Genomic DNA, 25,290 nt, shown 5'->3' with positions numbered 1-25,290 from the left:
GGCCCACGACCGGGGACCGCAGCCGCGGTCCCCGGTCGCTTCGCGTCCGCCGGCCCGCGGCGGCCGACCTCGCCCGTGTCCGCACCGCCAGGTAGATTGCGTGTCACCATGACTTCACCGTTCGAGTTCCTCAACGCTCCGCCCGCGTCCGAGCCGTCCAGCACCGCCGCATCCGCCGGTGCCCCCGCGGGCCCCTCGGCCCAGGAGCCCGCCGCCCCCGGCCCTGCCGCTCCGGCCACCGCGGCCGCTCTCGTCGAGGGCCTCAATCCGCAGCAGCTCGCCGCCGTCGAGCACACCGGCTCCCCCCTCCTCATCGTCGCCGGCGCCGGCTCGGGCAAGACCGCCGTGCTCACCCGCCGGATCGCCTACGCGCTGCGCACCGGGCGCGCCCACCCCGGCCAGATCCTCGCGATCACCTTCACGAACAAGGCCGCCAAGGAGATGGTCGAGCGGATCACCGAGCTCGTCGGGCCGGCCGCCCGCGGGATGTGGATCTCGACCTTCCACTCCGCGTGCGTGCGGATCCTGCGCCGTGAGGCCAAGGCCCTGGGGATGAAGTCGAACTTCACGATCTACGACTCCCAGGACTCCCTGCGCCTCATCACGCAGTGCGTCCGCGAGGCCGGCCTCGACTCGAAGAAGTTCACCCCGCGCTCCCTGCAGCACCGGATCTCCAACCTCAAGAACGACCTCCTCACCGCGGACGACTACGCCTCCCGAGCGCAGGAGAACAATCCTTCCGAGCAGGCGCTCGCGGAGATCTACCGCCGCTACTCCGAGCGCCTGCGCCTGGCCAATGCCTTCGACTTCGACGACCTCATCATGGAGACCGTCCACCTGCTCGACGCGTTCCCCGACATCGCGGCGAACTACCGAGCGCGCTTCGCGCACATCCTCGTCGACGAGTACCAGGACACGAACCCGGCGCAGTACCGGCTCATCCGGGAGCTCGCCGGCGCGGACCTCCCCGCACCCACCGCGGAGCTCACCGTCGTCGGCGACGCCGACCAGTCGATCTACGCCTTCCGCGGCGCGACGGTGCGCAACATCGTCGAGTTCGAGGAGGACTTCCCGCAGGCCCGTGTCATTCTCCTCGAGCAGAACTACCGCTCCACCCAGAACATCCTGTCCGCGGCGAACGCGGTGATCTCCCACAACGACGACCGCAAGGACAAGCGCCTGTGGACCGACGCCGGCCCCGGGGAGCCGGTGACCGGCTGGGTCGCGGAGTCCGAGCAGGCCGAGGCCCGCTTCATCACCGAGCGGATCGACACCCTCATGGACTCCGACTCCCTGACCTACGGCGACTTCGCGGTGTTCTACCGCACGAACGCGCAGTCCCGCGCGATCGAGGACGCGCTCATGCGTGCCGGCATGCCGTACAAAGTGGTCGGCGGCACCCGCTTCTACGAGCGCAAGGAGATCAAGGACGCGCTGGCCTACCTGCGGGTCATCGCGAACCCCGACGACGACGTCAACCTGCGCCGCATCCTCAACGTCCCCAAGCGCTCGATCGGCGACCGCACCGAGGCGCTCGTCGGAGCGCTCGCCGAGCGCGAGCGGATGAGCTTCGCCGCCGCCCTCGACCGCGCGGAGGAGGCCCCGGGCCTGTCGAGCCGCTCGCTCGGCCCGATCACCCGGTTCCGCGAGCTGCTCGCCGACCTCCGCACCACCGCGGAGGGCGCCCCGGTGTCGCGCATCCTCGAGTCCGTGCTCGAGCAGACGGGCTACCTCGCCGAGCTCCACCGCAGCACCGACCCGCAGGACGAGTCGCGGGTGGACAACCTCGCCGAGCTCGTCGCGGTCGCCGAGGACTACGGCCGGACGAATCCCGAGGGCACGCTCGACGAGTTCCTCGAGCAGGTGTCCCTGTCCTCCGACGCGGACCAGATCCCGGATCAGGACGTCGGCGAGGTCACGCTCATGACCCTCCACACCGCCAAGGGGCTCGAGTTCCCCGTCGTGTTCCTCACCGGGCTCGAGGACGGCACGTTCCCGCACCAGCGGTCCTTCAACACGAGCGCGGAGCTCGCCGAGGAGCGCCGCCTCGCCTACGTCGGCCTCACCCGGGCCCGGCAGAAGCTCTTCCTGTCCCGCGCGGAGACCCGCAGCATGTGGGGCCAGCCGACGTACAACCCGCCCAGCCGCTTCCTCAGCGAGCTCGGCGACTCGCTCGTCGACTGGGAGAGCACGGGATCGCTGAACACCTCCGGAGCCGACCGTGCTTTCTCCGGCGCCTGGTCCCCCGGTTCCCGCTCCGGCGGCGCGGGCTCCCCGGCGAACGGGTCCGGGGCGTCCGGCTCCCGCGGCGGTCGCCGCGGCGGGGCGCGCGCCGGGACGTCCCCGGGCGGGTTCCCCAACCGGATCCGCCCCAACCGCGAGGTGCCGCAGGTGGAGCCGGGCGACAAGGTCTCCCACGACTCCTTCGGACTCGGCACCGTGGTCGAGGTCGCCGGGGCCGGGGACAAGACCGTCGCCACCGTGGACTTCGGCTCGGAGGGCACCAAGCGCCTCCTCATGCGCTACGCCCCGGTCGAGAAGATCAGCTGAGGCGCGGACACAGCTCAGGGCCGGCACCTCTCGGGTGCCGGCCCTGAACGTCCGCAGATCCGCCGCCGGCGGCGCTCACGCGGTGGGGGTCAGTGGTGGAACGTCACTTCTCGTCGGCGCCGTCGTCGCCCACGCGCTGGTCGGCGGCGTCGCGGCCCTGCTGGATCTGGTCGTCGAACTTGCCGCCGCCCACACCGGAGGCCGCGTCGTGCGCCTTGTCGATGCCCTGATCGCTGATCTGCTCGCCCTTCTCGGTGTTGAGAGCGTCCTGTGCCTTGTTTCCCAGGTCTCCGAGTCCCATGGTGATTCTCCTTCGCTGTCGGGATCAGGCGGGGGTCCCCCCGCCCACGCATTCATCCTGACATCGGATGCGGGCGGCTGTAAACAGTCGATCCCGGGCACCGCTCAGACGTTGGGGACGGTGACGGTGAGGGAGAGCAGCAGGACGGCGACGAGGACCATCGTGGCCATGTCGACGCCCCGGGAGCGGTTGATCCAGATCTCGCCCCACGGCGACGGCATCGCGCGCAGGCCCGCGAGCGCGAGCGGACAGGCCGCCAGCGCGATCCCGCCGAGCCGGAAGTCGACGAGGCTCAGCGCCGCGGACGCGAGGATCCACAGCAGGCAGATGAGGAGCAGCCAGTCCCGGCGGGTCGGGTTCGAGTACCGGCGGCGCCAGTAGATCCAGCGCTTCGCGATCGGGTTGCGGCCCTTCGAGGTGCGGCGCAGGGGCGGGCGTCGCACCGCATGCCGTCGTGCCGGATCGCCACTCGCCGCCGCGTGCCGGGCCGCCCCGGTGTCCCCGGGGGCGGCGTGCACCGGAACGTGGGCGCTGCGCGCGGCGTGCCGAGCCCCGGCATCCGCCGCCCGGGCCCGCGCCTCGGCGCGGGTGCGGGGCGCCGAGGCCGCGGACTGAGGATCAGTGGAAGAAATGGCGGGTACCCGTGAGGTACATCGTGAGTCCTGCGGCCTCGGCCGTGGCGATGACCTCCTCGTCGCGGATCGACCCGCCCGGCTGCACGACGGCGGTGACCCCGCCGGCGATGAGCACCTCGAGGCCGTCGGCGAACGGGAAGAAGGCGTCGGAAGCGGCGACCGCACCGCGGGCCCGCTCTCCTCCGGCGCGCTGCACCGCGAGGTGAGCGGAGTCGACCCGGTTGACCTGGCCCATGCCGACGCCCACGGAGGCGCCGCCGCGGGCGAGCAGGATCGCGTTCGACTTCACCGCCCGGCACGCGCGCCAGGCGAATTCGAGGTCCGCGAGCGCCTGCGCATCGGCGGCGGGACCGGCTGCCAGCGTCCAGTTCTCCGGGGAATCGCCGGGGGCCTGGAACACGTCGCGGTCCTGCACGAGCAGGCCGCCGGAGATCTGCCGGAACTCGGCCTCCGGGGCGGCGGGCTCACCGAGCTCGAGCAGACGCAGATTCTTCTTCCGCTGGAGCACCTCGAGGGCGGCAGGTGCGAAGGACGGCGCGGCGACGACCTCGGTGAAGATCGGGGCGATCGACTCCGCCAGCTCGACGGTGACCTCCCGGTTGACGGCGATGACGCCGCCGTACGCGGACACCGGATCGCACTCGTGGGCGAGGCGGTGCGCCTCGGCGACGGTGTCGGCGGTGGCGATGCCGCACGGGTTGGCGTGCTTGATGATCGCGACGGCCAGGGTCCGGAAGTCGTTCGCGGCGCGGATCGCGGCGTCGGTGTCCTGGTAGTTGTTGTAGGACATCTCCTTGCCGTGGAGCTGCCGGGCGTTCGCGATCCCCCCGGCACCCGGGGAGGCGTAGACCGCGGCCTTCTGGTGCGGGTTCTCCCCGTAGCGCAGATCCGCGGTCTTCTCCATGGCGAGCCCGAAGAACCCCGGCAGCGCAGCCGTGCCGGTCTCGATTCCGTCACCTGCCGCGGCGCCGCCTGCCCGGCCGGCGATCTCGTCGCTGCGGGAGTCCTGCTCGCCGAACCACGTCGCGACGGCGACGTCGTAGGCCGCGGTGTGCTCGAAGGCGGCCTGCGCCAGCCGGCGCCGGGTCGCCAGGTCGAAGCCCTCGCCCGCGGCGGCCTCGACGACCTCGGCGTAGCGGGCCGGGTCGGTGACGACGGCGACGCTCGGGTGGTTCTTCGCCGCGGCGCGCACCATCGAGGGCCCGCCGATGTCGATCTGCTCGACGCACTCGTCGAAGCCCGCGCCCGAGGCGACGGTCTCGCTGAAGGGGTAGAGGTTGACGACGACGAGGTCGAAGGCCTCGACGCCGAGCTCGGCGAGCTGGTCGAGGTGCTCGGGCTTGCGGGTGTCGGCGAGGATGCCGGCGTGGACGCGCGGGTGCAGGGTCTTCACGCGGCCCTCGAGGCACTCGGGGAAGCCGGTGAGGTCCTCCACCGGGGTGACGTCGACCCCGGCCTCGGCGATCCGGGCGGCGGTGGAGCCGGTCGACACGATCGTCACGCCGGCGGCGGCGAGGCCGGTGGCGAGTTCGGTGAGTCCGGACTTGTCGTACACGCTGATGAGTGCGCGACGGATGGGCCGTACGGCTTCCACGGGTTCTCCTTCGTTGGGTGCGGTTCAGATCCGGCCGGCGGGCGCCGGCACGAAGCCGGTGACGCGCCGCCCGGAGACATCCAGGGGGTGCTCGGCCAGGGAGGCGAGCAGTTCGACGATGCGTGCGCGCTCGACGGCGCGGATGCGCTCGTGGAGGGTGTCCTCGGTGTCGTCGTCGCGGACGGCGACCGGGAACTGGGCGATGATCGGCCCGGTGTCCACCCCGTCGTCGACGAGGTGGATCGTGGTGCCGGTGACCTTGACGCCGTGGGCGAGCGCGTCGCGCACCCCGTGCGCGCCGGGGAATGCCGGGAGCAGCGCGGGGTGGGTGTTGATGATGCGCTGGGCGAAGCGGGTGACGAACGTCGGGCCGAGGATGCGCATGAAGCCGGCCGATACCACCCAGTCGGGCCGGTGGGCCGCGACGGCCTCGGCGAGCGCATGGTTCCAGGCGTCCCGGTCCGGGTGGTCGCGGGGGGCGACGACGAAGGTGTCGATCCCGGCGCGCGCCGCCCTCTCGAGTGCTCCGGCGGAGGCGGTGTCCGAGCCGACGGCGACGATCTCCACGCCGCTCGCGGGCCCGGTCGCCGCACCATCGCTGCGGCCGGAGGCCGGGCCGGGTGCGGCCGCGCCGGCGGGATCGGGGACGACGAAGGCGTCGAGCACGGCCTGGGTCAGGCTGCCGGATCCGGAGGCGAGGAGAACACAGCGCACGCGGCCATTCTATGCCAGACTGAACGGGTGAGCCCCGTCGACCAGAAACCCCGCACCGAGCCCGACCGGACCGAGGACGCGGAGACCCGCGCGGCCGCCGCGCGCAACCGCGAAGGCACGATCCTCGCGCTGTTCTTCGGCGGGGCGCTGCTCGCCACGACGTTCCCCCTCCCCTATCGGATGGCCGCCGGCGTCTTCGCCGTCCTCGCCCTCGTGTGGGTGGTCCGCTACTTCATCGCCGGCGCCCGGACGAAGAAGAAGGGCAGCTGGATCGTCCTCGGGATCCTCGCCGCCCTCAGCTGCCTCTACATGCTGCTGGCGACCCTCGGCACGATCGCCATCTGGCCGGTGCAGGCGCAGTACGAGACGTGCATCCGCGAAGCGATCACCGAGCAGGCCTCCGTCGGCTGCACGGCGGAGTACAACTCCGGGCTCTCCACCTGGTTCGAGAAGACGACCGGACAGCCGTACCCCGGCTGACCGCTCAGAGCGCAGCGGGCCTCGATGCAGCGTGCGGCGCTCAGTCCGCGGCGCGGCCCCGCCCGGCCAGGCGCACCAGTCCCCAGCCGATCGCCGCTCCCAGTGCGATCTCCCCGGCCACCGCGAGGGCGAACAGCACCGGCTGCAGGCCGAACCCGGCGAGGCCCCCGGGGCCCACGGCCCCGGACGCGAACAGGCCGACGAACAGTCCCGCGAGCAGCATCTCGATCCCGATCACCGCGACCGCTCGCAGATCGACGAGGTGCCAGGCGGGCCGCCCGATGACCGCGACGATCCCGCACAGCACGACGGCGAGCGGGACGAGGACGAACGCCCCGGCCGGGTCCTGGGGCACCGCGGCGAGCACGGGGAACCCGGCGACGGGCACCTCGACCGCGGTGAATGGTGAGGCGAGCGCGCCGGAGGCGAGGACGACGCCCGCCCCGGAGGTCCAGGCGAGGCCGAGCACCACGAGTGTCGGGGCGAAGAGGAGCTGGACGGCGGTGAGGCCGACCGCCGCGGCGGTGGCATCGGAGTAGAGCGCGAGCACGGAGGCCGCCTGCTCCCAGCGCAGCGCGAGCGCGGCGCCGAGGGCGAGCAGGCCCACGACGAGCGCGGCGAGCCCCGCCCTCCGGAACACCGCATGGCCGGCTGCCAGCGCCTCGGCCCAGTGCGGCCCCGCCAGGTCGCGCACCCGGGCGCGCACCGGCTCGGCGTCGGGCCGCCATCCGAAGCCGAGCAGCACCGCGCTGCCGACGAGCACGATGATCCGGGCGAACCCGAGCACGCTCGCACCGATCGCTCCGAAGCCGAACGCGAGCACGAGGACGAGCAGGAGGTGGGTGCCCGCGAGCACGGACCCGGCGATGAGGCGCGGGCGGGTGAGCACCAGTGGGGCACCGGCGGCGGCGAGCCGCTCGTTGGCGTGCAGTGCGCGCCGGGTCCGGCGCGCGGCCTGGAGCACGAGCAGCCAGACGAGCAGCGTGAGCGAGGTGGGCGGCAGGGAGTGCCGATGCGTCTCGAGGTCGGCGTTCAGACCGTGGACGACGCCGAGCCCGGTGGCCGCCCAGGCGGCGATCGCGGCGAGCGGCCGCTGCTCGGCGATGCCGATGAACCACGCGACGGCGGCCAGGAGGAGAGCGGTGAGGACGAGCAGGAGGAGCACACGGGCGCTCTCGAACAGTCCGATGACGGCCGGGTGCCGCCCGATCATGCCCGGCGCCCGCCCGGAGTCCGCTGGTCCCTTCACCCATGCCATGATGCCCGAACCGTCATGGGATGTTGCCGCTTCGACACACCCCGGTCCGGGCCTCCGTGATAATTTTGATCCCAGTGTCCCATGCCCCCCGACAACTGTGAGGAACGGATCCTGATGAGCTCCGGAAGCAATCTCCCCCCTGGCTCCCCGGGCGATCCCCGCGGTCCGCAGGGCTGGCAGCAGCCCGGCCCCCCGGCGAAAGGCCCCGGTGGCGTGCCGCCGCGTCCCGGCTACTCGCCGCAGGGCGAGTCCGGCGGCGGCTGGGGACAGCCGGAGCACGGCACCCCTCCCCCGGCCTACTCCGCCTCGGGACCGGCCCAGGGGTCCCCTCCCCCGGCCTACTCCGCCTCCGGCCCCGGTATGGGTGCCGCCGGTGCGACACCGCAGCCGGCACCGGCCCCGGGTTACGTCCCGCCCGAGCAGCAGCAGGCGAAGAAGAAGTCGAAGCTGCCGCTCATCCTCTCGCTCACCGCCGTGGGCGTCGTCATCCTCCTCGTCGTCATCGGCGCGATCGTGGTGAATTCGGTCAACCGCTCGCAGTACGGGCCGGACACCGTCGCGCAGGAGTACCTCACCGCGCTCGAGAACCAGGACATCGCGGCGGCGAACGAGATCGCCGCGCCGACCGTGCCCGACGGTGCCAACGAGCTGCTCCTCGACCCGAAGTTCGCCGCGGCCTCCGAGGACGTCATCACCGACGCGACGGTGGAGAACACGACGATCAACGGCGACACCGCCACCATCGACGCCGTCTACACGCTCGGCGGCCAGCCGCACGAGCTCACCCTGACCGCGAACAAGGAGGGCCGCCAGGGCCTGTTCTTCGACAACTGGGTGCTCACCGGCCCGGTCCTGCAGACGATCGCGGTCGAGCTGCCCAAGATCGAGGGCGCCACGGTCAACGGCGAGGAATTCAACCCCGAGGAGGGCGGCCGCACCGAGTATGCGGTGATGCCCGGCACCTATGCGGTGGCGACCCCGGAGAGCAAGTACTTCCAGGCCGGATCGGATCAGCTCACCGTCGGCTTCTCCCCCACCGAGCAGCCGCAGCCGGCGTCGATGACCATCGACGTGCAGGCCACCGACGCGTTCAGCACCGACGTGCAGAAGGCTGTCGAGGACGCGCTCAACGAGTGCGCGAAGAAGAAGGACCTCGAGCCGGAGGGCTGCCCGTTCGGCATCGGCGGCACCGACTCGCGGACCGGCGTCGAGGCGCTCGACGACGGGGTGGACGGCAGCGTGGACTACACGATCAGCAAGCAGCCCAAGGTCTCCGCGACGATGAGCTCGGATCTGTCCGCCGGCTCCTTCTTCACCTCCTCGCTCGGCAAGATCGAGTTCACAATGGACTCCAAGACGCAGGGCAAGGGAGCGTGGACCGGCAGCGGTGACCTCAGCGTCTCCGGCTCGGTCGCGATCGAGGGGGACGCCGTCTCGGTCTCGTTCTTCTGATCGGCCCCAGCGCTTCGGGCCCGCACCTCGCGGGATGAATGCAGCGGCGGCCCCGGCCATTCGGCCGGGGCCGCCGCTGCGGTCTCGGGGAGCGCTGCCGCGCACGATGGTCCGCGGCCGCGGTCAGCCGACGGTGCGCTCCGGTGCCGCGATTTCGGCGGAGCGCTCGAACCACTCCGCGGCGGCGAGCACCCCGGCGTCGTCGAAGCGGCGGCCGGCGAGCTGCAGCCCCACGGTGCGCCCGTCGGCCGTGTACCCGGCGTTGACGCTCGCCGCCGGCTGCTCGGACATGTTGTAGGGCACGGTGAAGGAGATGTGCCCCATCGGCTGGTCGGGATCGTTGAAGGGCATCGGCCACTCCGCCGGGAACGCCGCCACCGGCGCGACCGGGGACAGCACGAGGTCGAAGGGCTCGGTCGCCGCGACGGTCGCCTGCCGCATCGTCTGGATGCTCTGGTAGCAGCGGAGCAGCTCCGCGCCGGGGACATCGGCCCCGGCGGTGCACCAGCGGGCCACATAGGGCAGGATCCGGCGCTGGTCCTCGATGTCGAGGCCGTGGTAGTCGACCCAGGAGCGCACCCGCCAGAACCGGTCGACGTCGACGAGCAGCTCCTCGGACATGAACGGTGCGATCCGGGTCACCTGCGCCCCGGCGTCCGCGAAGCGCTGCGCGGCGGCATCGACGGCGGCGGCCACCTCCGGGTCGGTGGGCATGCCGCACCCCGCCTCGGTGTGCACCGCGACGCGCAGGCCACTGACGGAGAAGTCCGGCACCCGGTAGTCCCCCGAGTAGGGCGGGAGCTGCGAGTAGTCGCGCGCATCGGGCCGCCCGATCACGGTCATCGCCGCGCGCAGGTCGTCGACCGTGCGGGCCAGCGGCCCGGCGCAGCGGCCCAGGTAGGGGGCATCGAGCGGGATCCGACCGAAGCTCGGCTTGAGGGTGGCGAGACCGAGCCAGGTGCCGGGGAGCCGGATCGAGCCGCCGATGTCGGAGCCGATGTGGATCGGCCCGTAGCCGGCGGCGGCCGCCGCACCCGCCCCGGAGGACGAGCCGCCGGTGGTGAGGGCCGGGTCGAGCGGGGACCGGGTGATCCCGTGCCGGGAGGACACCCCGGAGGACAGCATCCCCCAGTCGGGCATCACCGTGGAGCCGACGATGATCGCCCCGGCCTCCTCCAGCCGCTCGGTGATGGGAGCGTCGTGGTCGGCGGGCTGCGGGTCGCCGGCGGCGTGACCCGAGGGCATCGCCACACCCTTCCGGGCGATGTTCTCCTTGATCGTCACCGGCACCCCGTCGAGCGCGCCGCGGGGCTGCCCGGAGCGCCAGCGGGCGCCGGATTCCTCCGCCCGGGAGCGCGCGGCGGCGAGGTCCTCGTGCCACAGCGCGTTGATCGTCGGTTCGCACGCGGCGATCCGTTCGGCGACCGCGTCGAGCACCTCGCCCGGGGAGAAGTCGCCGGCCTGGTAGCCGGAGCCGAGCTCCGCGGTGGAGAGGTCGGCGAGAGTGCGGGGGAAGGTCATGGTCGCTCCCTGGGGTCGGATCCGGCGTCGGCAAAGACTGCCGCGAGGGTCGGGGTGGCGGCGACGAGGTCGGCCGTGTACGGGTGCTGGGGGTCGGTGTAGATCTCCTCGACGGGGCCGGACTCCACGATCTCCCCGCCGCGCATCACCGCGACGTCGGAGCACAGGTGGCGCACGACTCCGAGGTCGTGGGAGACGAACACCAGTGTGAGCGCGTACTCCTCGACGAGGTCGGTGAGCAGGTTGAGCACCTGCGCGCGGACGGAGACGTCGAGTGCGGACACCGGTTCGTCGGCGACGAGGATCCGCGGTCGGCACACGAGTGCGCGTGCGATCGAGATACGCTGCCGCTGCCCGCCGGAGAACTGGTGCGGGTAGCGCTGCGCGGAATCGGCGTCGAGGCCCACCGCCTGCAGCACGTCGGCGACGCGGGAGCGCCGCTCGCCGGCGGCGACGCCCATCGGGACGAGCGGCTCGGCGATGATGTCGGCCACCCGCATGCGGGGGTCGAGGGAGGCGAAGGGATCCTGGAACACGATCTGCAGATCCTCGCGCATCCGGCGCAGCTCGGCTTCCCCGGCGGAACCGACCTCGACGTCGCCCACGCGCACGCGCCCGCTCGTCGGGGTGTCGAGCCCGGACAGGATCTTGAGCAGGGTGGATTTGCCGGAGCCGGACTCGCCGACGATCCCGAACCGTCGGCCGGCGGGGATCGAGAGCGAGATCCCGCCGAGCGCGGGCACCTCGTCGGCGCGTCCGAACAGCGAGGACTTGGTCCGCCGGTAGGTCTTGACGAGGTCGGTGACCTCGATGAGCGGCGCATCGGGATCGGCCGAGGTGCCCACTCCCCCGCGCGTCGCCTCGCCGGCCGGAGTGCTCGTCGCCGCGCCTGTCGTGCGGCCCGGGTCGCTGTCCGTATCGCTGCCCGCCTCGGCGCCGGAGTGGTACTGCGCGGCGGTGGCAATGGTGAACAGGCGGCCGCGTGCGTCGGTGGCGGTGAGGTCGGAGGCGGCGAGGAGTCCGCGCGTGTACTCGTGCTGGGGGTCGGTGAAGATCTGTTCGCTCGTCCCGGACTCGACGAGCTCCCCGCGGTACATCACCATGACCCGCTCGCACACCCCGGCGACGACGGCGAGGTCGTGGGTGATGAACAGCAGCCCGGTGTTCTCCCTCTCGACCGCCTCGCCGATGAGTTCGAGGACCTGCGCCTGGACGGTGACGTCGAGCGCGGTGGTCGGCTCATCGCAGATGAGCAGGCGGGGCGAGTTCGCCAGTGCCATGGCGAGCATGACGCGTTGGCGCTGGCCGCCGGAGAGCTGGTGCGGGAAGGCGCGCGCGGCGGCTGCGGGGTCGGGCAGCCGGACGCTGTCGAGCAGCTCGACGGCGCGCTCCCGGGCGCGTGCGGCACCGGCGGTGCGGTGGATGCGCATGACCTCGGCGACCTGGTCGCCCACCCGCATGAGCGGGTTGAGGGCGCTCATCGGCTCCTGGAACACCATGCTCATCTCCCGGCCGCGGAGCCGGGCGAGCTGCGATTCGGACTGCTGCAGCAGGTTGCCGGAGCCGCCTGCGAGCGCGATCGAGCCGCGCGCGGTGAGCTCCTGGGGCAGCAGGCCCATGATCGCCTGCGAGGTCAGCGATTTGCCCGACCCGGATTCCCCGATCAGCCCGACGCGCTCGCCGGCGCCGATGGCGAACGAGGTGGGGTGGAGCAGGGTGCGCCCGCCGGCGCTGATCGTCAGGTCCTCGACGGCGACGAGCGGTGCGTCCGCTGTGCTGTCCGTCGTCGCGGGGCCGCCGTTCGCGGTGTCGCGGGCCGCGGGTGTGTGCGGTGTGCTCATCTCACTCCCGTCCTCGGAGCTTGGGGTCCATCCGGTCGCGCAGTCCGTCGCCCAGCAGGTTGAAGCCGAGCACGGCGATCGCGATGAACAGGCCGGGGAACAGTGCGAGCTCCGGCCGGGTGCCGAGGAACTGCTGGGACTCCTGGAGCATCCGGCCCCAGGACGGGGTGGGTGCCTGGGTGCCGAGGCCCAGGAACGACAGGCCGGCCTCGGCGAGCACGGCGAGCGCGAACGCGACCGAGCCCTGGACGACGACCATCCCGGCGATGTTCGGCAGCACGTGGCGCGCGGCGATCGCCGGCGCACGCCGGTTCGCAGCGCGCGCGGCCATGACGTACTCGGTGCTCATCACCTGCATCGTGCCCGAGCGGGCGACGCGGGCGAACCCCGGGATCGAGGCGATGCCGAGCGCCACCATCGCCGGTCCCGTGCCCGGCCCGTAGACCGCGGAGAACACGATCGCGAGCAGGAGCGCCGGGAACGCGAGCAGGAGGTCGTTGCCGCGCATGATGAGCCCGGAGAGGATCCCGCTGTTCGTCATCCCGGCGATGATGCCCAGCGGTACGCCGATGAGCATCGCGATCGCGACGGACACGATGCCCACGAGCAGGGTGATCCGGGAGCCGTACATGATCCAGGTGAAGGTGTCGCGGCCGTACCGGTCGGTGCCGAACCAGTGGTCCCCCGTCATCCCCTGCAGGCGGTCGTCCGGGACGGCCTGCGTCGGGTCGTACGGGGTCCACAGGTAGGACACGAGCGCCATGAGGACGACGATCCCGACGAGCACCACCCCGATGACGAGCGAGGCGTTCCAGCCGACCCGCTGCCGGGCGGGCGCCGCCGGGCCGGTCGGATCGGTGCTGTCCGGGTCGGTGCCGTCCGGGGCCGTGCGGTGCTGGTCCGCGCCGTGCTGGTCGGTGCTGCGAGGGTCGTTCCCGTTCGGGATCGGACTGCGCGGAGCTGACCCGGCCGTCGCGGCGGGAGCGGTGCGCGCCGCCGCCGACGGTTCGGGAGCGGCGGGGTCCGGGTGCTGCGGTTCGGGGGTCATGCGGCCCTCCTGACACGCGGGTCGAGCACGCTGTAGAGGAGATCGACGATGAGGTTGAGGAGCAGGACGAGGACGACGAGCACCATGACGATGCCCTGCACCGTGAGGAGGTCGCGGTTGGACACGGCGCGGACGAGCTCGGAGCCCATCCCCGGCAGCACGAACACCTGTTCGATGACGACGGCGCCGATGAGCAGCGTGGCCAGCTGCACGCCGGCGACGGTGACGACCGGGATCGCGGCGTTGCGCAGGCCGTGCTTGACGAGCGCGCGGCCGGCGGTGAGCCCCTTGGCGCGGGCGGTGCGGAGGAAGTCCTCGCGCATGACCTCGAGCACGGCCGAGCGCACGTAGCGGGTGAGGATCGCGGCCTGCACGAGCGCGAGCGCGGTGACGGGCAGGACGAGCCGCTCGAGGAACTCCCCGATCCCCTCGATCGGGGCCCGCCAGCCGCTCGACGGGAACCAGCCGAGGCCGAGCGAGAAGATCATCACCAGGATGATCGCGGCGAGGAAGTTCGGGATCGCGATGCCCACCTGCGAGGCGCCGGAGATCGCCACGCCGGCGGCACGGTTGTGGAACACCGCGGCGGCGGTGCCGAGCGGCACCGCGATGAGCAGCGCGAGCGCCATCGAGGCGATGACGACGATGAGCGTGACCTGGATCGAGTCCGAGATCACCGGGGTGATGTCGGCCTCGGTGACGTAGGAGCGGCCGAAGTCGCCGATGACGACCCCGCCGATCCAGTCGAGGTACTGGACGACGAGGGGGCGGTCGAGCCCGTACTCGGCCTCGAGCCGGGCGACCGCCTCGGGTGTGGCGTTCGTGCCGAGCGCCACCTGCGCGGCGTTGCCGGGCAGCACCTGCATGAGGGCGAACACGATGATCGAGGCGATCCAGGCGGTGAGGAGGAACTGGAGCACCCGGACGAGGACATAGCGCAGCATCGGTGTCAGGATCCCGCCGTCAGCTCCACGAGAGCGTGGCGATCGGGAACGCGTCGGACACCCAGTTCTCCGGCAGGCCCTGCACCGCGGGGTCGGCGACGATGAGGTTGGGGAAGAGGAAGGCGAAGCCGGCTCCGGCGTCCTCGGTGATCGTCCGGGCGACCTCCTTCATGCCCTCGACGTACTCCTCCTCGGTGCCGGCATCGGCCTGCGCGGCGAGCTCGTCGATCCGGGTGTGGTCGTAGCCGGTGTAGGACCCCTCGCCGAACACGGTGAGGATGTCGCGTGCCTCGACGTGGTTGATCACCGACATGTCGTAGTCGTGGTTGGTGAAGGTCCGGTCGAGCCACACCGCCGGGAACTCCTGGGACTCGATCGTCGCCGACAGACCGGCCTCCTCGAGCTGGGACACGACGATGTCGCCGATCGCGGTGGCGTACGGGAGGTTGGGCACCGCGAAGCGGATCTCCTCGCCGGCGATCCCGGCCTCCTCGACGAGCTCCTGGGCCTTCTCCACGTCGTGCTCCCACACCCCGGTGAGGTCCTCGTAGTAGGGGTCGGTGGGCGGCACCATGCCGCCGATGAGCGTGCCGTAGCCGCCCCAGGCGGTGTCGAGGATCGTCTGCTCGTCGATCGCGTAGAGGACCGCCTCGCGCGCCTTCTGGTCGGCGAACACGCCGTCGGCGTTGTTCATCGAGAGCACGACCTCACCGTTCGAGGTCCCCTCGATGACCTGGAACTCGGTGGACTCGAGCTCGCCGGCGAGCTCGGGGGCCTGGAGGTTGCCGATGACGTCGACCTCCCCCGAGCGCAGCGCATTCGTCGCGGCGACGGAGTCGCGGAAGTACTTGAAGGTGACCTCCTCGAGCGCCGGGGCCTCGCCCCAGTAGTCGTCGCGGGCGTCGAACACGATCTCCTGGCCGCGGGTGAAGGCCGAGACCTCGAAGGGTCCGGTGCCGACGGCCTGGTTCGCGAGGTCGTTGACGGCGTCCTCGCTGAACACCGCACCGACGAGCGAGGCGAGGTCGAACAGCCAGCGGTTCGAGGGCTGGGTGAGCGTGATCGTCACGGTGGAGTCGTCGGGCGTCTCGATGCTCTCGACGATGTCCATCTTCGTCTTGAGCTGGTTCTGCCAGGCGTCGGACTTCACGCGCTCGTACGAGAACTTGACGTCGGAGGAGGTGAACTCGTCCCCGTTGGAGAACGTCACCCCGTCCTGCAGGTCGAAGGTGTACTCGGTCCGGTCCTCGCTGACCTCCCAGCTCGTCGCGAGCGCGGGCTGGAGCTCACCGGACTGGTCGATCCGCACGAGCGATTCGTAGACGTTCTCCATGAGCGCCTGCGGGATGGCGGCACCGGCTGTCGTGGTGAAGTCGAGGTTGACCGGCTCCGCGGTGTGCGCGACGACCATGTCGGTGCGGGACTCGCCGCCCTCGCCCTCACTCGTGCTGCTCGCGCCGGCGCTGCATGCGCTCGCGGTGAGCGCGATCGCGGCGGCGGCCGCCAGGGTTCCGATGACGCGACGATGTCCCATGGATCTCCTCATTCTCACTGTGCCCGCGGCGATGCCGCCGCTGCCGGGCGCACCCGAGTGCCGAACGATCGTTCGGCCAGTCTGGATCACAGTGTAGCGGAGATCACGTCCTGGTCAGCAGGGTGATCGCAGAATGTCGGGCCGCCGCCGGCGCTCGCCGTGCGGACAGTCGACGCCCGCCGTCCGGACGGTGTGGGCAGGCGGCCGGCGCAGCCTCAGCGCAGCGCCGGCGGGAGGTCCGCGGCGAGAGCGGTGAGAGCGAGGAACCGGTGGGACCGGGCGTTCTTCTCCGCCGCGGTGAGCTCTGCGGCGGTGCGCTCCTCGCCCTCGGGGACGAAGATCGGGTCGTAGCCGAAGCCGTTGTCCCCGCGCGGCGAGCGGATGAGGCGGCCGGTGAACCGGCCCCGGTGCACCCGCTCCGCCCCGTCGGGTCCGACGTAGGCCGCGGCGCACACGAAGGCCGCGCCGCGGTGCTCATCGGGCACGTCGGCGAGCTGGTCGAGGAGCAGCCGGAGGTTCGCGGCGTCGTCGCCGTGGCGGCCGGCCCAGCGGGCGGAGAAGATCCCGGGCGCCCCGCCGAGCACGTCGACGGCGAGCCCGGAGTCGTCGGCGATCGCCGGCAGCCCGGAGGCCGCGGCCGCCGAGTGCGCCTTGAGCAGGGCGTTGGCCTCGAAGGTCACGCCGGTCTCGGCGACCTCGGGCAGGTCGAGGTCGGCAGCGGTGAGCACCTCGACGTCCTCGCCCAGCGCCTGCCCCAGGATCGCGGCGAGCTCGACCCGCTTCTTCTCGTTGCGGGTCGCGAGCACGAAGCGCCGGGTCATCAGCGCTCCAGCGGGGCGGCGAGCGCGGTGCGCTGGATCTCGGTGAGCCGGGCGCAGCCGGTGGTCGCGAGGTCGAGCATGGTGCCGAGCTCGGTGCGGTCGAACGGCGCGCCCTCGGCAGTGCCCTGCACCTCGACGAAGGCGCCGGAGCCGGTCATCACGACGTTCATGTCGGTCTGCGCGGTGGAGTCCTCGACATAGGGCAGGTCGAGGACCGCGGTGCCGTCGACGATCCCCACGCTCACCGCGGCGACGGAGTCGGTGAGCGGGTCGACCGCGGCGGGGATCCAGCCGCGACTGCGGCCGGTGGAGATCGCATCGGCGAGCGCGACGTAGGCCCCGGTGATCGCCGCGGTGCGGGTGCCGCCGTCGGCCTGGAGCACGTCGCAGTCGAGCTGCAGGGTGTTCTCCCCGAGCGCCTTCATGTCGACCACCGCGCGCAGCGCGCGGCCGATGAGGCGGGAGATCTCGTGCGTCCGGCCGCCGACCTTGCCCTTGATCGATTCGCGCGCGCTGCGGGTGTTCGTGGCGCGCGGGAGCATCGCGTACTCAGCGGTCACCCAGCCGCGTCCCTGGCCCTTGAGCCAGCGGGGCACGCCCTCGGTGAGTGAAGCCGCGCAGAGCACCCGGGTGCGCCCGAACTCGACGAGCACGCTCCCCTCCGCATGGTCGAGCCAGCCGCGGGTGATCCGCACCTCGCGCAGCTCGTCGACTGCGCGTCCGTCGGGTCGTGTCATCGGGTCTCCTCGAAGGTGGGCCGGCCGGCGGCCGGGATGGGGTCGATGGTCCAGGCGCCGCCGGGGGCGGCGACGCCGATCGGGCCGGCGAATTCGGCCGCGGCTTCGGCGCGCACGGTCCCGGTGTCGGTCCACGGCGGGATGTGGGTGAGGACGAGCGCCCGTGCCGCGGCCGCGGTCGCGACCCGGCCGGCGCGCAGGCCCGTGAGGTGGATGCCGCGCACCGTGTCGCGGTCCTCCTGGAACGCCGCCTCGCACAGGAACACGTCGGCGTCCCGGGCGGCGGCGACGAGCGCCTCGCACTCGTCGGAGTCCCCGGAGTAGGTGAGCACGCCGCCGTCGGGCCCGGTGACCCGCAGGGCGTAGGCCTCCACCGGGTGATCGACGAGGAAGGACTCGATCGCGAAGGGCCCCACCTCGAAGCGGGCCCCGGGCGTGATGTCGTGGAAGGCGAACACCGTGGTGAGGTCGGTCTCGTGCGCCTGCTCGGCGCACGGGCTCAGCCCCGGGTCGGTGTGGTAGGCCGCGGCGAGCCGCCGCTCGGTGCCGGCCGGCCCCCACACCGGGAGCGGGGCGCGCCCGCCGCCGGGTTCCCCGGTGGTGAAGAAGTGATCGGGGTCGTAGCAGCGATGGACGTAGAGGCCGGTGACGTCGAGGCAGTGGTCCGGGTGGAGGTGGGTGAGGACGACGGCGTCGATCTGGGCCGGAGAGCAGTGGGCCTGGAGCGCGCCCAGCGCACCGCTGCCGAGGTCGAGCAGGATCCGGTGCGTGCGGCCGCCCGCCTCGGCTTCGAGGAGGTAGCAGCTCGCCGCCGAGGTGGGTCCGGGGAACGAGCCCGAGGTGCCGATCGCGGTGAGCCGCATCAGGGGTCCTCTTTCTCGGGTGGGGTGAGGGAGTCGAGCAGGATCCCGGCCAGGCGCTCCTGCGCCCAGGTCAGGAAGTCGTACACGGTGACGAGCATCGCCTCGCTGTCGGGCAGCTCCTCCTCGCGGGCGTAGAGGTCCTCGAGGTCGGCGTCGGTCTCGAGACCGAGCCGGCTCGCGACGACGAGCCGCACATCGGTGAGCGCGGTCAGCCATGCGCGCTGCGCGGGACCGTCGAGCTCGACGCGGCCGCTCGCCCCGAGCGAGTGGAGGGCGATCCGGAGATTGGCGAGCTTGGACTCGCGGAGGTCGAGGTCGGTGAGGCGGCGGAACTCCGCGGAGCGCTCGGGATCGTCGGGGTCGACGTCGGGCAGGAGCCGCAGGAGTGCGGGGTCGGTGGGGCGCTCGACCTCGCCGCCCATCCCGACGAGCCGGGCGAGCTGCTCGGCCTCGCTGAGCTCACCGGCGTCCCGTCCCTCGTCATGGCCGAGCAGGGCGGCGGTGTCGGAGAACACGGAGACGAAGACGCTCTTCTCCGCGCTGCTGAGATCGAGGCGGGCGGTGCCGCGGGGTCCGGGGGTGATCTTCACTCAGGAGTCTCCCTGGTCGGCCCGGCGACAGGCGGCCCACAGGCCGAACCCGTGCATCGCCGCGGTGTCGCGCTCCATCTGCTCGCGGGAGCCGGTGGCGACGACGGAGCGGCCGTCCTCGTGGACCTCGTACATGAGCTTCTCCGACTTGAGGCGGGAGTAGCCGAAGTAGCTCTGGAAGACGTAGGTGACATAGCTCATGAGATTGACCGGATCGTTGAACACGATGGTCACCCAGGGGGTCTCCGGCCGGGTCCCGGTCCGGACCTCGACCTCAGGTTCCAGTACGGCCTGGGAGCCCGCGGAGGTGGATGTCACCCGTCCACTGTAAGCGATCCCGCGCAGCTCGACGGCCCGGAAGTGTGCAATAGGATCGTCCTTATGAGTGATCTCACACCCTCGTCGCCGTCGACGGCGCTGTTCACCGACCACTACGAGCTCACCATGCTCCAGGCCGCGCTCGCCGCGGGCACCGCGCAGCGACGCAGCGTGTTCGAGGTGTTCGGCAGACGGCTGCCGCACGGTCGCCGCTACGGTGTGGTCGCCGGCACCGGTCGGATCCTCGAGATGCTCCGGGACTTCCGCTTCACGGGTGAAGAGATCGACTTCCTCCGCAGCACGGGCGTCGTCGACGCCCCCACCCTCGACTGGCTCGCCGACTACCGGTTCAGCGGCACGATCCGCGGCTACGCCGAGGGCGAGGTCTATTTCCCCGGATCGCCGCTGCTGTCCGTGGAATCGAGCTTCGCCGAGGGCGTCGTGCTCGAGACCCTCATCCTGTCCGCCCTCAACTACGACACCGCGGTGGCCTCGGCGGCCTCCCGGATGAGCGGCGCCGCCGGGGACCGGCCGTGCGCGGAGATGGGCTCGCGCCGCACCCATGAGGCCGCCGCCGTCGCCGCCGCGCGCGCCGCCGTCATCGCCGGTTTCGCATCGACGTCGAACCTCGAGGCCGGGCGCCGCTACGGCCTGCGCACGATCGGCACCTCGGCCCATTCCTTCACCCTCCTCCACGACACCGAGCGGCAGGCCTTCGCCGCCCAGGTGGACTCGCTCGGGAAGGACACGATCCTCCTCCTCGACACCTACGACGTCGACACCGCGCTCGACACCGCGATCGAGATCGCCGGCCCGGAGCTCGGCGGGGTGCGGCTCGACTCCGGCGACCTCGGGATCCAGGCCCACGAGGTGCGCGAGAAGCTCGACGCGCGGGGGGCGCGGAACACCAAGATCACCGTGACGAGCGATCTCGACGAGTACGCGATCGCCGCGCTGCAGGCCGCCCCGGTCGACGCCTACGGGGTCGGCACCCGCGTGGTCACCGGCTCCGGCGCACCGACGGCGAGTCTCGTCTACAAGCTCGTCGCACGCCAGGGAGCCGAAGGCACCTGGGTATCGGTGGAGAAGGCGTCGAAGTCCAAGGCCTCGCACGGCGGCATCAAGCAGGCGGTGCGCAGCTACGACGGGTCGATCGCGACCGAGGAGTCGATCGGCGTTCCCGCTCTCCCGGCGGACTTCGACGGCCGGGCGCTGCTCGTCGACCTCGTCGTCGACGGGGAGATCGACGACGCGTTCACCGGGGCCGAGGGCGTGCGCCGCGCGCAGGTGCGGCACGCGGAGTCCGTCGGCGAGCTGCCGCGCTCGGCGCACCGCCTGCAGGACGGCGAGCCGGCGATCCCCACGGTGTACTACTCCGGCTGAGCCGCCGGCTCAGGAGCGGCCGACGAACCAGGCCTGGAGCTTCTTGATCCGGGCCTGGATCTGTGCGCGGCTCGCCTGCGCGACCGCCGGCCCGCCGCAGGCGGCGCGGAGCTCGACGTGGATCTTGCCGTGCGGCTTGCCCGTACGGCGCGCCCAGGCGCCGACGAGGCTCTGCAGCTGGTTCCGCTCCTCCTTGAGCGCGCGGTGCTCGAGCTCGTCGCCGGTGTCGGCGACCGGCCCGGGTCCGGCCCCGTTGGTCTTGCGCTTCGTCTGCTCGGCCTGGCGGGTGCGCAGCAGCGCGGTGACCTGGTCGGGTTCGAGCAGGCCGGGCAGGCCGATGAAGTCGAGCTCGTCGTCCGAGCCGACCGCTCCCCCGGCGCCGAACTCGCCGCCGTCGAACAGCACCCGATCGAACGACGCCTGTGCGTCGAGGGCCTCGAAGGCCCCGAGCAGGTCGTCGGGGGCGGACTCCGACTGATTGGCGCGCTCGAGCGCCTCGTCGTCGAAGGTCACCGTGCCGTCGTCGTCGGGGTCCGGCTTCCGATCGAGCGCGTGGTCGCGCTCGGCCTCGAGCTGGTTGGCCAGTGCGAGGAGGATCGGCACGCTTGGGAGGAAGATCGAGGCGGTCTCCCCACGCCGCCGGGCGCGCACGAAGCGGCCGATCGCCTGCGCGAAGAACAGCGGGGTCGAAGAGGAGGTGGCATACACGCCGACGGCGAGCCGCGGCACGTCGACGCCCTCGGACACCATCCGCACGGCGACCATCCAGCGGCGCTCGGAGTCCTGGAACTCCTCGATCCGCCGGCTCGCTCCGGCCTCGTCGGACAGGACGACGGTGACCGGCTCCCCGGTCAGCTCCGTGAGGCGCTTCGCATAGGCGCGCGCGGTCTCCTGATCGGTGGCGATGACGAGCCCGCCGGCGTCGGGGACGGTGCGGCGGACCTCGGTGAGGCGCCGGTCCGCGGCGGTGAGCACGGCGGGGATCCATTCGCCCCTGGGGTCGAGCGCGGTGCGCCAGGCCTGGGCGTGGATGTCCTTCGTCGCCTCGGCGCCGAGCACCGCCGACATCTCGTCGCCGGTCTTCGTCCGCCAGCGCATCTGGCCGGAGTACGTCATGAAGATCACCGGGCGCACCACGCCGTCGCTGAGCGCCCGGGAGTAGCCGTAGGAGTAGTCCGACTGGGAGGTGCGGATGCCCTCGTCGTCGGGCGCGTACTCGACGAACGGGATCGCCGAGGTGTCGGAGCGGAAGGGCGTGCCGGTGAGCGACAGCCGGCGCCGGGCGGGCTCGAAGGCCTCCCGGATCGCCTCGCCCCAGGACAGGCTGTCGCCGGCGTGGTGGATCTCGTCGAGGATGACGAGGGTGCGCGCGGCCGCGGTCCGGTTGTGGTGGAGCACCGGCTTCGCCGCGACCTGCGCGTAGGTCACCGCCACACCGTGGAAGCCGACGCCGTGGCGGCCCTGGCTGTTCTTGAAGTGCGGGTCGAGCCGGATGCCCACGCGCCCGGCGGCGTCGGCCCACTGCGTCTTGAGGTGCTCGGTGGGCGCGACGACGGTCACCCGGTCGACCTTCTGCTGGGCGAGGAGCTCGGCGGCCAGCCGGAGGGCGAACGTCGTCTTGCCGGCGCCGGGCGTGGCGACGGCGAGGAAGTCGCGCGGTTCGGTGCGGAAGTACTGCTCCAGGGCCTCGGCCTGCCAGGCACGCAGCTTGCCCGCTGTTCCCCACGCGGCGCGTTCGGGGAAGGCGGGTGGCAGGTGCTCTGCCGCTGAGGTTCCCGGGACCCTCTGCGGACCCGTCATCTACTCCTGGGGTCCTTCGGGCATCGTCTCGAAGATCTCCTTGCACTTGGGGCACACCGGGAACCGCTCGGGATCACGGGTGGGCACCCACACCTTGCCGCACAGCGCGATGAGCGGGGTGCCGGTGACCATGGACTCCATGATCTTCGCCTTGGGTGCGTAGTGGGAGAAGCGCTCGTGGTCGCCGGGCTCGACGAGCTGCTCCTGGGCCTGGCGCTCGATCGTGGCGGCGCCGCCGGACTGCGGAATGGTTTCGGACATGCCCCCATTCTAGGACTCCTAGACTGGAGTGCATGTCCGACGACCCTCGCCCCGCACCCGCCGGCGGCCCGTCCGCCGCACCCGCCGACCCGTCTCCGGCGTCCCCGGAGGCGCGCCTACCAGGCCGTTCCGCGTCCGTCGGGGACCCGGGGTTCGTCGACGCCTACCGGGGTCTGGCCGCGGAGATCTCCCGGAGTGTCGCGGTTCTCACATGCCTGCGCGCCGGGAAACCGCAGGCGATCACCGTCGACTCGTTCCTCGACGTGTCATGGGACCCGCCGACGATGGCGGTGAGCGTGTACAGCGGCTCGCGGATGATGGAGGCGCTCGAGCGCGCCGACTCCTGGGCGCTCAGCGTCCTGTCCGCGCAGCAGAAGGGGACGGCGCAGTGGCTGGGCGAGCCCGGGCAGCCGCTCCACGGCGTCCTCGACCCGGTCCCGACCTTCCGCTCCCCCGGCGGGCTGCCGATCGTCGCCGAGGCGCCGGTGTGGTTCGAGCTCGCGCTGACGCAGCGGCTGGAGGTCGCCACGCACACGCTCATCGTCGGCGAGGTCCGGGCATGCGGAACGGCCGGCGCCCGGGGCACCGGCCGTCCGCTCATCCGGTTCGGGGAGGGGTACGGGACGTTCGCGCCCCGCGCCGGCTCCTCGTAGGGCTCCCGGCACCCGGGTCCCGACCGCGCCGACGCGACCGCTCGGCCCTGTTCCCTGCCTTACGGGGTCTGCGGGGAGAGGACGCCGGGCGGTACGCGGCTCAGACGACTCCCTGGGCCCGCATCGCCTCGGCGACGCGCACGAAGCCGGCGATGTTCGCCCCGGCAACGTAGTCACCGGGGGTGCCGTACTGCTCGGCGGCGGCCGCGCAGCGCTCGTGGATGCCGGACATGATCTCGTCGAGCTTGTGCTCGGTGTAGGCGAAGTCCCAGCTGTCGCGCGAGGCGTTCTGCTGCATCTCGAGGGCGCTCGTGGCCACGCCGCCGGCGTTCGCGGCCTTACCGGGGCCGAACAGCACGTTGCCCTCGGTGAAGATCCGCACGGCGGCCGGGGTGCACGGCATGTTCGCGCCCTCCGCCACGGCGACCACGCCGCCGGCGACGAGCGCCCGGGCCGAATCCTCGTCGAGCTCGTTCTGGGTGGCGCACGGCAGGGCGATGTCGGTGCTGATCTCCCACACGTTGCCGTCCTCGACGTAGCGGGCGCTCGAGCGCTGCTCCGCGTACTCGGAGATCCGCAGCCCGTCGGTGAGCTTGATCTGCTTCATGAGCGCGATGTCGATGCCCTCGCGGTCCTCGATGTAGCCCGAGGAGTCCGACATGCCGATGACCGTGGCGCCGAGCGCCTGGGCCTTCTCCGCGGCGTGGATCGCCACGTTGCCGGAGCCGGAGACGACGACGGACTTGCTGCCGAGGTCGATGCCGCGGACGGCGAGCATCTCGCGGACGAAGAACACGAGGCCGTAGCCGGTGGCCTCGGTGCGGACCATCGATCCGCCGTAGGCCAGCCCCTTGCCGGTGAGCACGCCGGCCTCGAAGCGATTGGTGATGCGGCGGAACTGGCCGAACAGATAGCCGATCTCGCGCTCGCCTACGCCGATGTCGCCGGCCGGCACGTCGGTGTACTCGCCGATGTGCCGGTAGAGCTCCGTCATGAGCGACTGGCAGAAGCGCATGATCTCGAGATCGCTGCGACCCTTGGGGTCGAAGTCGGAGCCGCCCTTACCGCCGCCGATCGGCATGCCGGTGAGCGCGTTCTTGAAGGTCTGCTCGAAGCCGAGGAACTTGATGATGCCGGAGTTCACGGTCGGGTGGAAGCGCATGCCGCCCTTGTAGGGGCCGAGCGAGGAGTTGAACTCCACGCGGTAGGCACGGTTGATCTGCACCTGGCCGCTGTCGTCGACCCAGGGCACCCGGAAGATGATCTGGCGCTCGGGTTCGCAGAGACGTTCGATCGCGGCGAGCGAGAGGTACTCGGGGTGCTTCTCGACGACGGCTCCGAGGGAGTGCAGAACCTCGTGCGCGGCCTGGTGGAACTCGGACTCGCCGGGGTTCCTCCGCAGGACGGTGTCGAAGATCGGCTGAAGACTGGTATGCAAGGACATGAGTGCAATGATATGCGGTCGACCGATTGGTCCATCACCCAGCCCATCCCCCGAGACTCCCGCCCCTCCAGAGGTCAATATCCGAAGGTTCCTGAGAGCGGAACAGCCGATCTGTGCAAGGTCACCGTGGCCGACCGGAAGCCCCGCGACCGACCCGCAGCCCGGGACGCGCCCTCAACCGCAGAGACAACGCACTGACACCGGGTAGCGCACTCGCCGGCCAGCAACGAGGGATCTTGGTGAGACGTCGGCATCCGGGGTCGAGGTGCCCGCGATGCCAAGCAGGACCGGAGCACATTCGGGGAGCCGGCAGCATCAAGGAAGACACCACGAATGCTGGGAGCTGCATCCGCGCCCCAATGGACGTGATGGGTGGCGGGACCCGCAGGGTTCACGGACCGAAGATGGTGCCGACCCCGGGGCGACGAAGGGCAGCCACCGGAACCCGCGGTTCCGGGGTCTCCTATCGGTGGGTGGTGCTTCGTGGGTGAATGCGCGAAGGCACACCCCGACCGGGGTGTGCTTGGTGGTGAATGGGCGAAGGCCCC

General features: G+C 71.9%; 23 protein-coding genes. 5 read left to right on the top strand and 18 right to left on the bottom strand.

The genetic code is table 11. From position 1 onward, the window contains the following. Window positions 1–108: 108 nt before the first annotated feature. Window positions 109–2,550: a DNA helicase PcrA gene (gene pcrA / locus AB0I45_RS10950; protein ID WP_265809470.1), complete on the top strand. Its 2,442-nt coding sequence runs from the start codon at window positions 109–111 to the stop codon at window positions 2,548–2,550. A gap of 103 nt (window positions 2,551–2,653) precedes the next feature. Here pcrA and AB0I45_RS10945 read toward each other — a convergent pair whose 3' ends face one another. The 4 genes from AB0I45_RS10945 to purN form a co-directional block, all read right to left on the bottom strand. Further along, a complete protein-coding gene (locus AB0I45_RS10945) occupies window positions 2,654–2,851 on the bottom strand; it encodes an antitoxin (protein WP_137319140.1) in 198 nt (65 codons plus the stop codon). 104 nt (window positions 2,852–2,955) lie between these two features. Continuing rightward, window positions 2,956–3,294, bottom strand: a complete 339-nt coding sequence (locus AB0I45_RS10940) for a hypothetical protein (RefSeq protein WP_247618793.1) — start codon at window positions 3,292–3,294, stop codon at window positions 2,956–2,958. Window positions 3,295–3,469: 175 nt separating this feature from the next. Further along, window positions 3,470–5,080, bottom strand: a complete 1,611-nt coding sequence (gene purH, locus AB0I45_RS10935) for a bifunctional phosphoribosylaminoimidazolecarboxamide formyltransferase/IMP cyclohydrolase (RefSeq protein ID WP_360318323.1) — start codon at window positions 5,078–5,080, stop codon at window positions 3,470–3,472. Window positions 5,081–5,104: 24 nt separating this feature from the next. Further along, window positions 5,105–5,794: a phosphoribosylglycinamide formyltransferase gene (purN, locus tag AB0I45_RS10930; protein ID WP_137319138.1), complete on the bottom strand. Its 690-nt coding sequence runs from the start codon at window positions 5,792–5,794 to the stop codon at window positions 5,105–5,107. Between the two features lie 27 nt (window positions 5,795–5,821). Here purN and AB0I45_RS10925 point away from each other — a divergent pair, with 27 nt between their 5' ends. Next, window positions 5,822–6,274: a hypothetical protein gene (locus AB0I45_RS10925; protein ID WP_137319137.1), complete on the top strand. Its 453-nt coding sequence runs from the start codon at window positions 5,822–5,824 to the stop codon at window positions 6,272–6,274. A gap of 40 nt (window positions 6,275–6,314) precedes the next feature. Here AB0I45_RS10925 and AB0I45_RS10920 read toward each other — a convergent pair whose 3' ends face one another. Further along, entirely contained in the window at window positions 6,315–7,523 is a 1,209-nt protein-coding gene (locus AB0I45_RS10920; RefSeq protein ID WP_175406910.1) for a DUF6350 family protein, read from the bottom strand. 222 nt (window positions 7,524–7,745) lie between these two features. On the opposite strand from AB0I45_RS10920, the gene AB0I45_RS10915 reads away from it, so the two are divergent. After that, a complete protein-coding gene (locus tag AB0I45_RS10915) occupies window positions 7,746–8,984 on the top strand; it encodes a hypothetical protein (RefSeq protein WP_137319135.1) in 1,239 nt (412 codons plus the stop codon). 123 nt (window positions 8,985–9,107) lie between these two features. Here AB0I45_RS10915 and AB0I45_RS10910 read toward each other — a convergent pair whose 3' ends face one another. The 10 genes from AB0I45_RS10910 to clpS all read right to left on the bottom strand — a co-directional run bounded on the left by AB0I45_RS10910 (window position 9,108) and on the right by clpS (window position 19,168). Continuing rightward, window positions 9,108–10,505, bottom strand: coding sequence for an amidase (locus AB0I45_RS10910; protein WP_345032057.1), 1,398 nt, complete (start codon window positions 10,503–10,505; stop codon window positions 9,108–9,110). Beyond that, window positions 10,502–12,346: an ABC transporter ATP-binding protein gene (locus AB0I45_RS10905; protein WP_137319133.1), complete on the bottom strand. Its 1,845-nt coding sequence runs from the start codon at window positions 12,344–12,346 to the stop codon at window positions 10,502–10,504. Before AB0I45_RS10905 ends, AB0I45_RS10910 begins: the two co-directional genes overlap by 4 nt. 1 nt (window position 12,347) lies before the next feature. After that, the gene (locus tag AB0I45_RS10900) at window positions 12,348–13,394 is read right to left on the bottom strand and encodes an ABC transporter permease (RefSeq protein ID WP_137319132.1); all 1,047 of its coding nucleotides are present in this window, start codon (window positions 13,392–13,394) and stop codon (window positions 12,348–12,350) included. After that, window positions 13,391–14,338: an ABC transporter permease gene (locus AB0I45_RS10895; RefSeq protein ID WP_137319131.1), complete on the bottom strand. Its 948-nt coding sequence runs from the start codon at window positions 14,336–14,338 to the stop codon at window positions 13,391–13,393. Before AB0I45_RS10895 ends, AB0I45_RS10900 begins: the two co-directional genes overlap by 4 nt. Window positions 14,339–14,357: 19 nt before the next feature. Next, entirely contained in the window at window positions 14,358–15,872 is a 1,515-nt protein-coding gene (locus tag AB0I45_RS10890; protein ID WP_247618788.1) for an ABC transporter substrate-binding protein, read from the bottom strand. A 215-nt stretch (window positions 15,873–16,087) separates the two neighbouring features. Beyond that, complete coding sequence (gene rdgB / locus AB0I45_RS10885; protein WP_247618787.1) at window positions 16,088–16,693, bottom strand: RdgB/HAM1 family non-canonical purine NTP pyrophosphatase; 606 nt, start codon at window positions 16,691–16,693, stop codon at window positions 16,088–16,090. Then, window positions 16,693–17,430: a ribonuclease PH gene (gene rph / locus AB0I45_RS10880; RefSeq protein WP_137319128.1), complete on the bottom strand. Its 738-nt coding sequence runs from the start codon at window positions 17,428–17,430 to the stop codon at window positions 16,693–16,695. Before rph ends, rdgB begins: the two co-directional genes overlap by 1 nt. Continuing rightward, complete coding sequence (locus tag AB0I45_RS10875; protein WP_137319127.1) at window positions 17,427–18,293, bottom strand: MBL fold metallo-hydrolase; 867 nt, start codon at window positions 18,291–18,293, stop codon at window positions 17,427–17,429. The genes rph and AB0I45_RS10875 overlap by 4 nt, the downstream gene beginning before the upstream one ends. Next, a complete protein-coding gene (locus tag AB0I45_RS10870; protein ID WP_137319126.1) occupies window positions 18,293–18,883 on the bottom strand; it encodes a DUF2017 domain-containing protein in 591 nt (196 codons plus the stop codon). Before AB0I45_RS10870 ends, AB0I45_RS10875 begins: the two co-directional genes overlap by 1 nt. Beyond that, window positions 18,884–19,168: an ATP-dependent Clp protease adapter ClpS gene (gene clpS, locus AB0I45_RS10865; protein ID WP_247618848.1), complete on the bottom strand. Its 285-nt coding sequence runs from the start codon at window positions 19,166–19,168 to the stop codon at window positions 18,884–18,886. A gap of 96 nt (window positions 19,169–19,264) precedes the next feature. Between clpS and AB0I45_RS10860 the strand changes: the two genes are divergently transcribed. Beyond that, window positions 19,265–20,584: a nicotinate phosphoribosyltransferase gene (locus tag AB0I45_RS10860; RefSeq protein WP_247618785.1), complete on the top strand. Its 1,320-nt coding sequence runs from the start codon at window positions 19,265–19,267 to the stop codon at window positions 20,582–20,584. A gap of 9 nt (window positions 20,585–20,593) precedes the next feature. Here AB0I45_RS10860 and AB0I45_RS10855 read toward each other — a convergent pair whose 3' ends face one another. After that, a complete protein-coding gene (locus tag AB0I45_RS10855) occupies window positions 20,594–22,384 on the bottom strand; it encodes a DEAD/DEAH box helicase (RefSeq protein WP_265809461.1) in 1,791 nt (596 codons plus the stop codon). Further along, window positions 22,385–22,645 carry a DUF3039 domain-containing protein gene (locus AB0I45_RS10850; protein WP_137319122.1) on the bottom strand — a complete coding sequence of 87 codons (261 nt, stop codon included), beginning with the start codon at window positions 22,643–22,645 and terminating at the stop codon, window positions 22,385–22,387. A gap of 32 nt (window positions 22,646–22,677) precedes the next feature. Here AB0I45_RS10850 and AB0I45_RS10845 point away from each other — a divergent pair, with 32 nt between their 5' ends. After that, window positions 22,678–23,298: a flavin reductase family protein gene (locus AB0I45_RS10845; protein WP_265809460.1), complete on the top strand. Its 621-nt coding sequence runs from the start codon at window positions 22,678–22,680 to the stop codon at window positions 23,296–23,298. A gap of 100 nt (window positions 23,299–23,398) precedes the next feature. On the opposite strand, the gene gdhA is transcribed toward AB0I45_RS10845, so the two are convergent. Further along, entirely contained in the window at window positions 23,399–24,742 is a 1,344-nt protein-coding gene (gene gdhA, locus AB0I45_RS10840) for an NADP-specific glutamate dehydrogenase (protein WP_175406908.1), read from the bottom strand. Window positions 24,743–25,290 lie beyond the last annotated feature (548 nt).

Origin of the sequence: Brevibacterium sp. NPDC049920 (assembly GCF_040656435.1) — a bacterium.
GTDB classification, from domain to species: domain Bacteria; phylum Actinomycetota; class Actinomycetes; order Actinomycetales; family Brevibacteriaceae; genus Brevibacterium; species Brevibacterium pityocampae.
The sequence above is the reverse complement of the archived record's forward strand: the minus strand, read 5'-3'. Positions and strand labels throughout refer to the sequence as shown.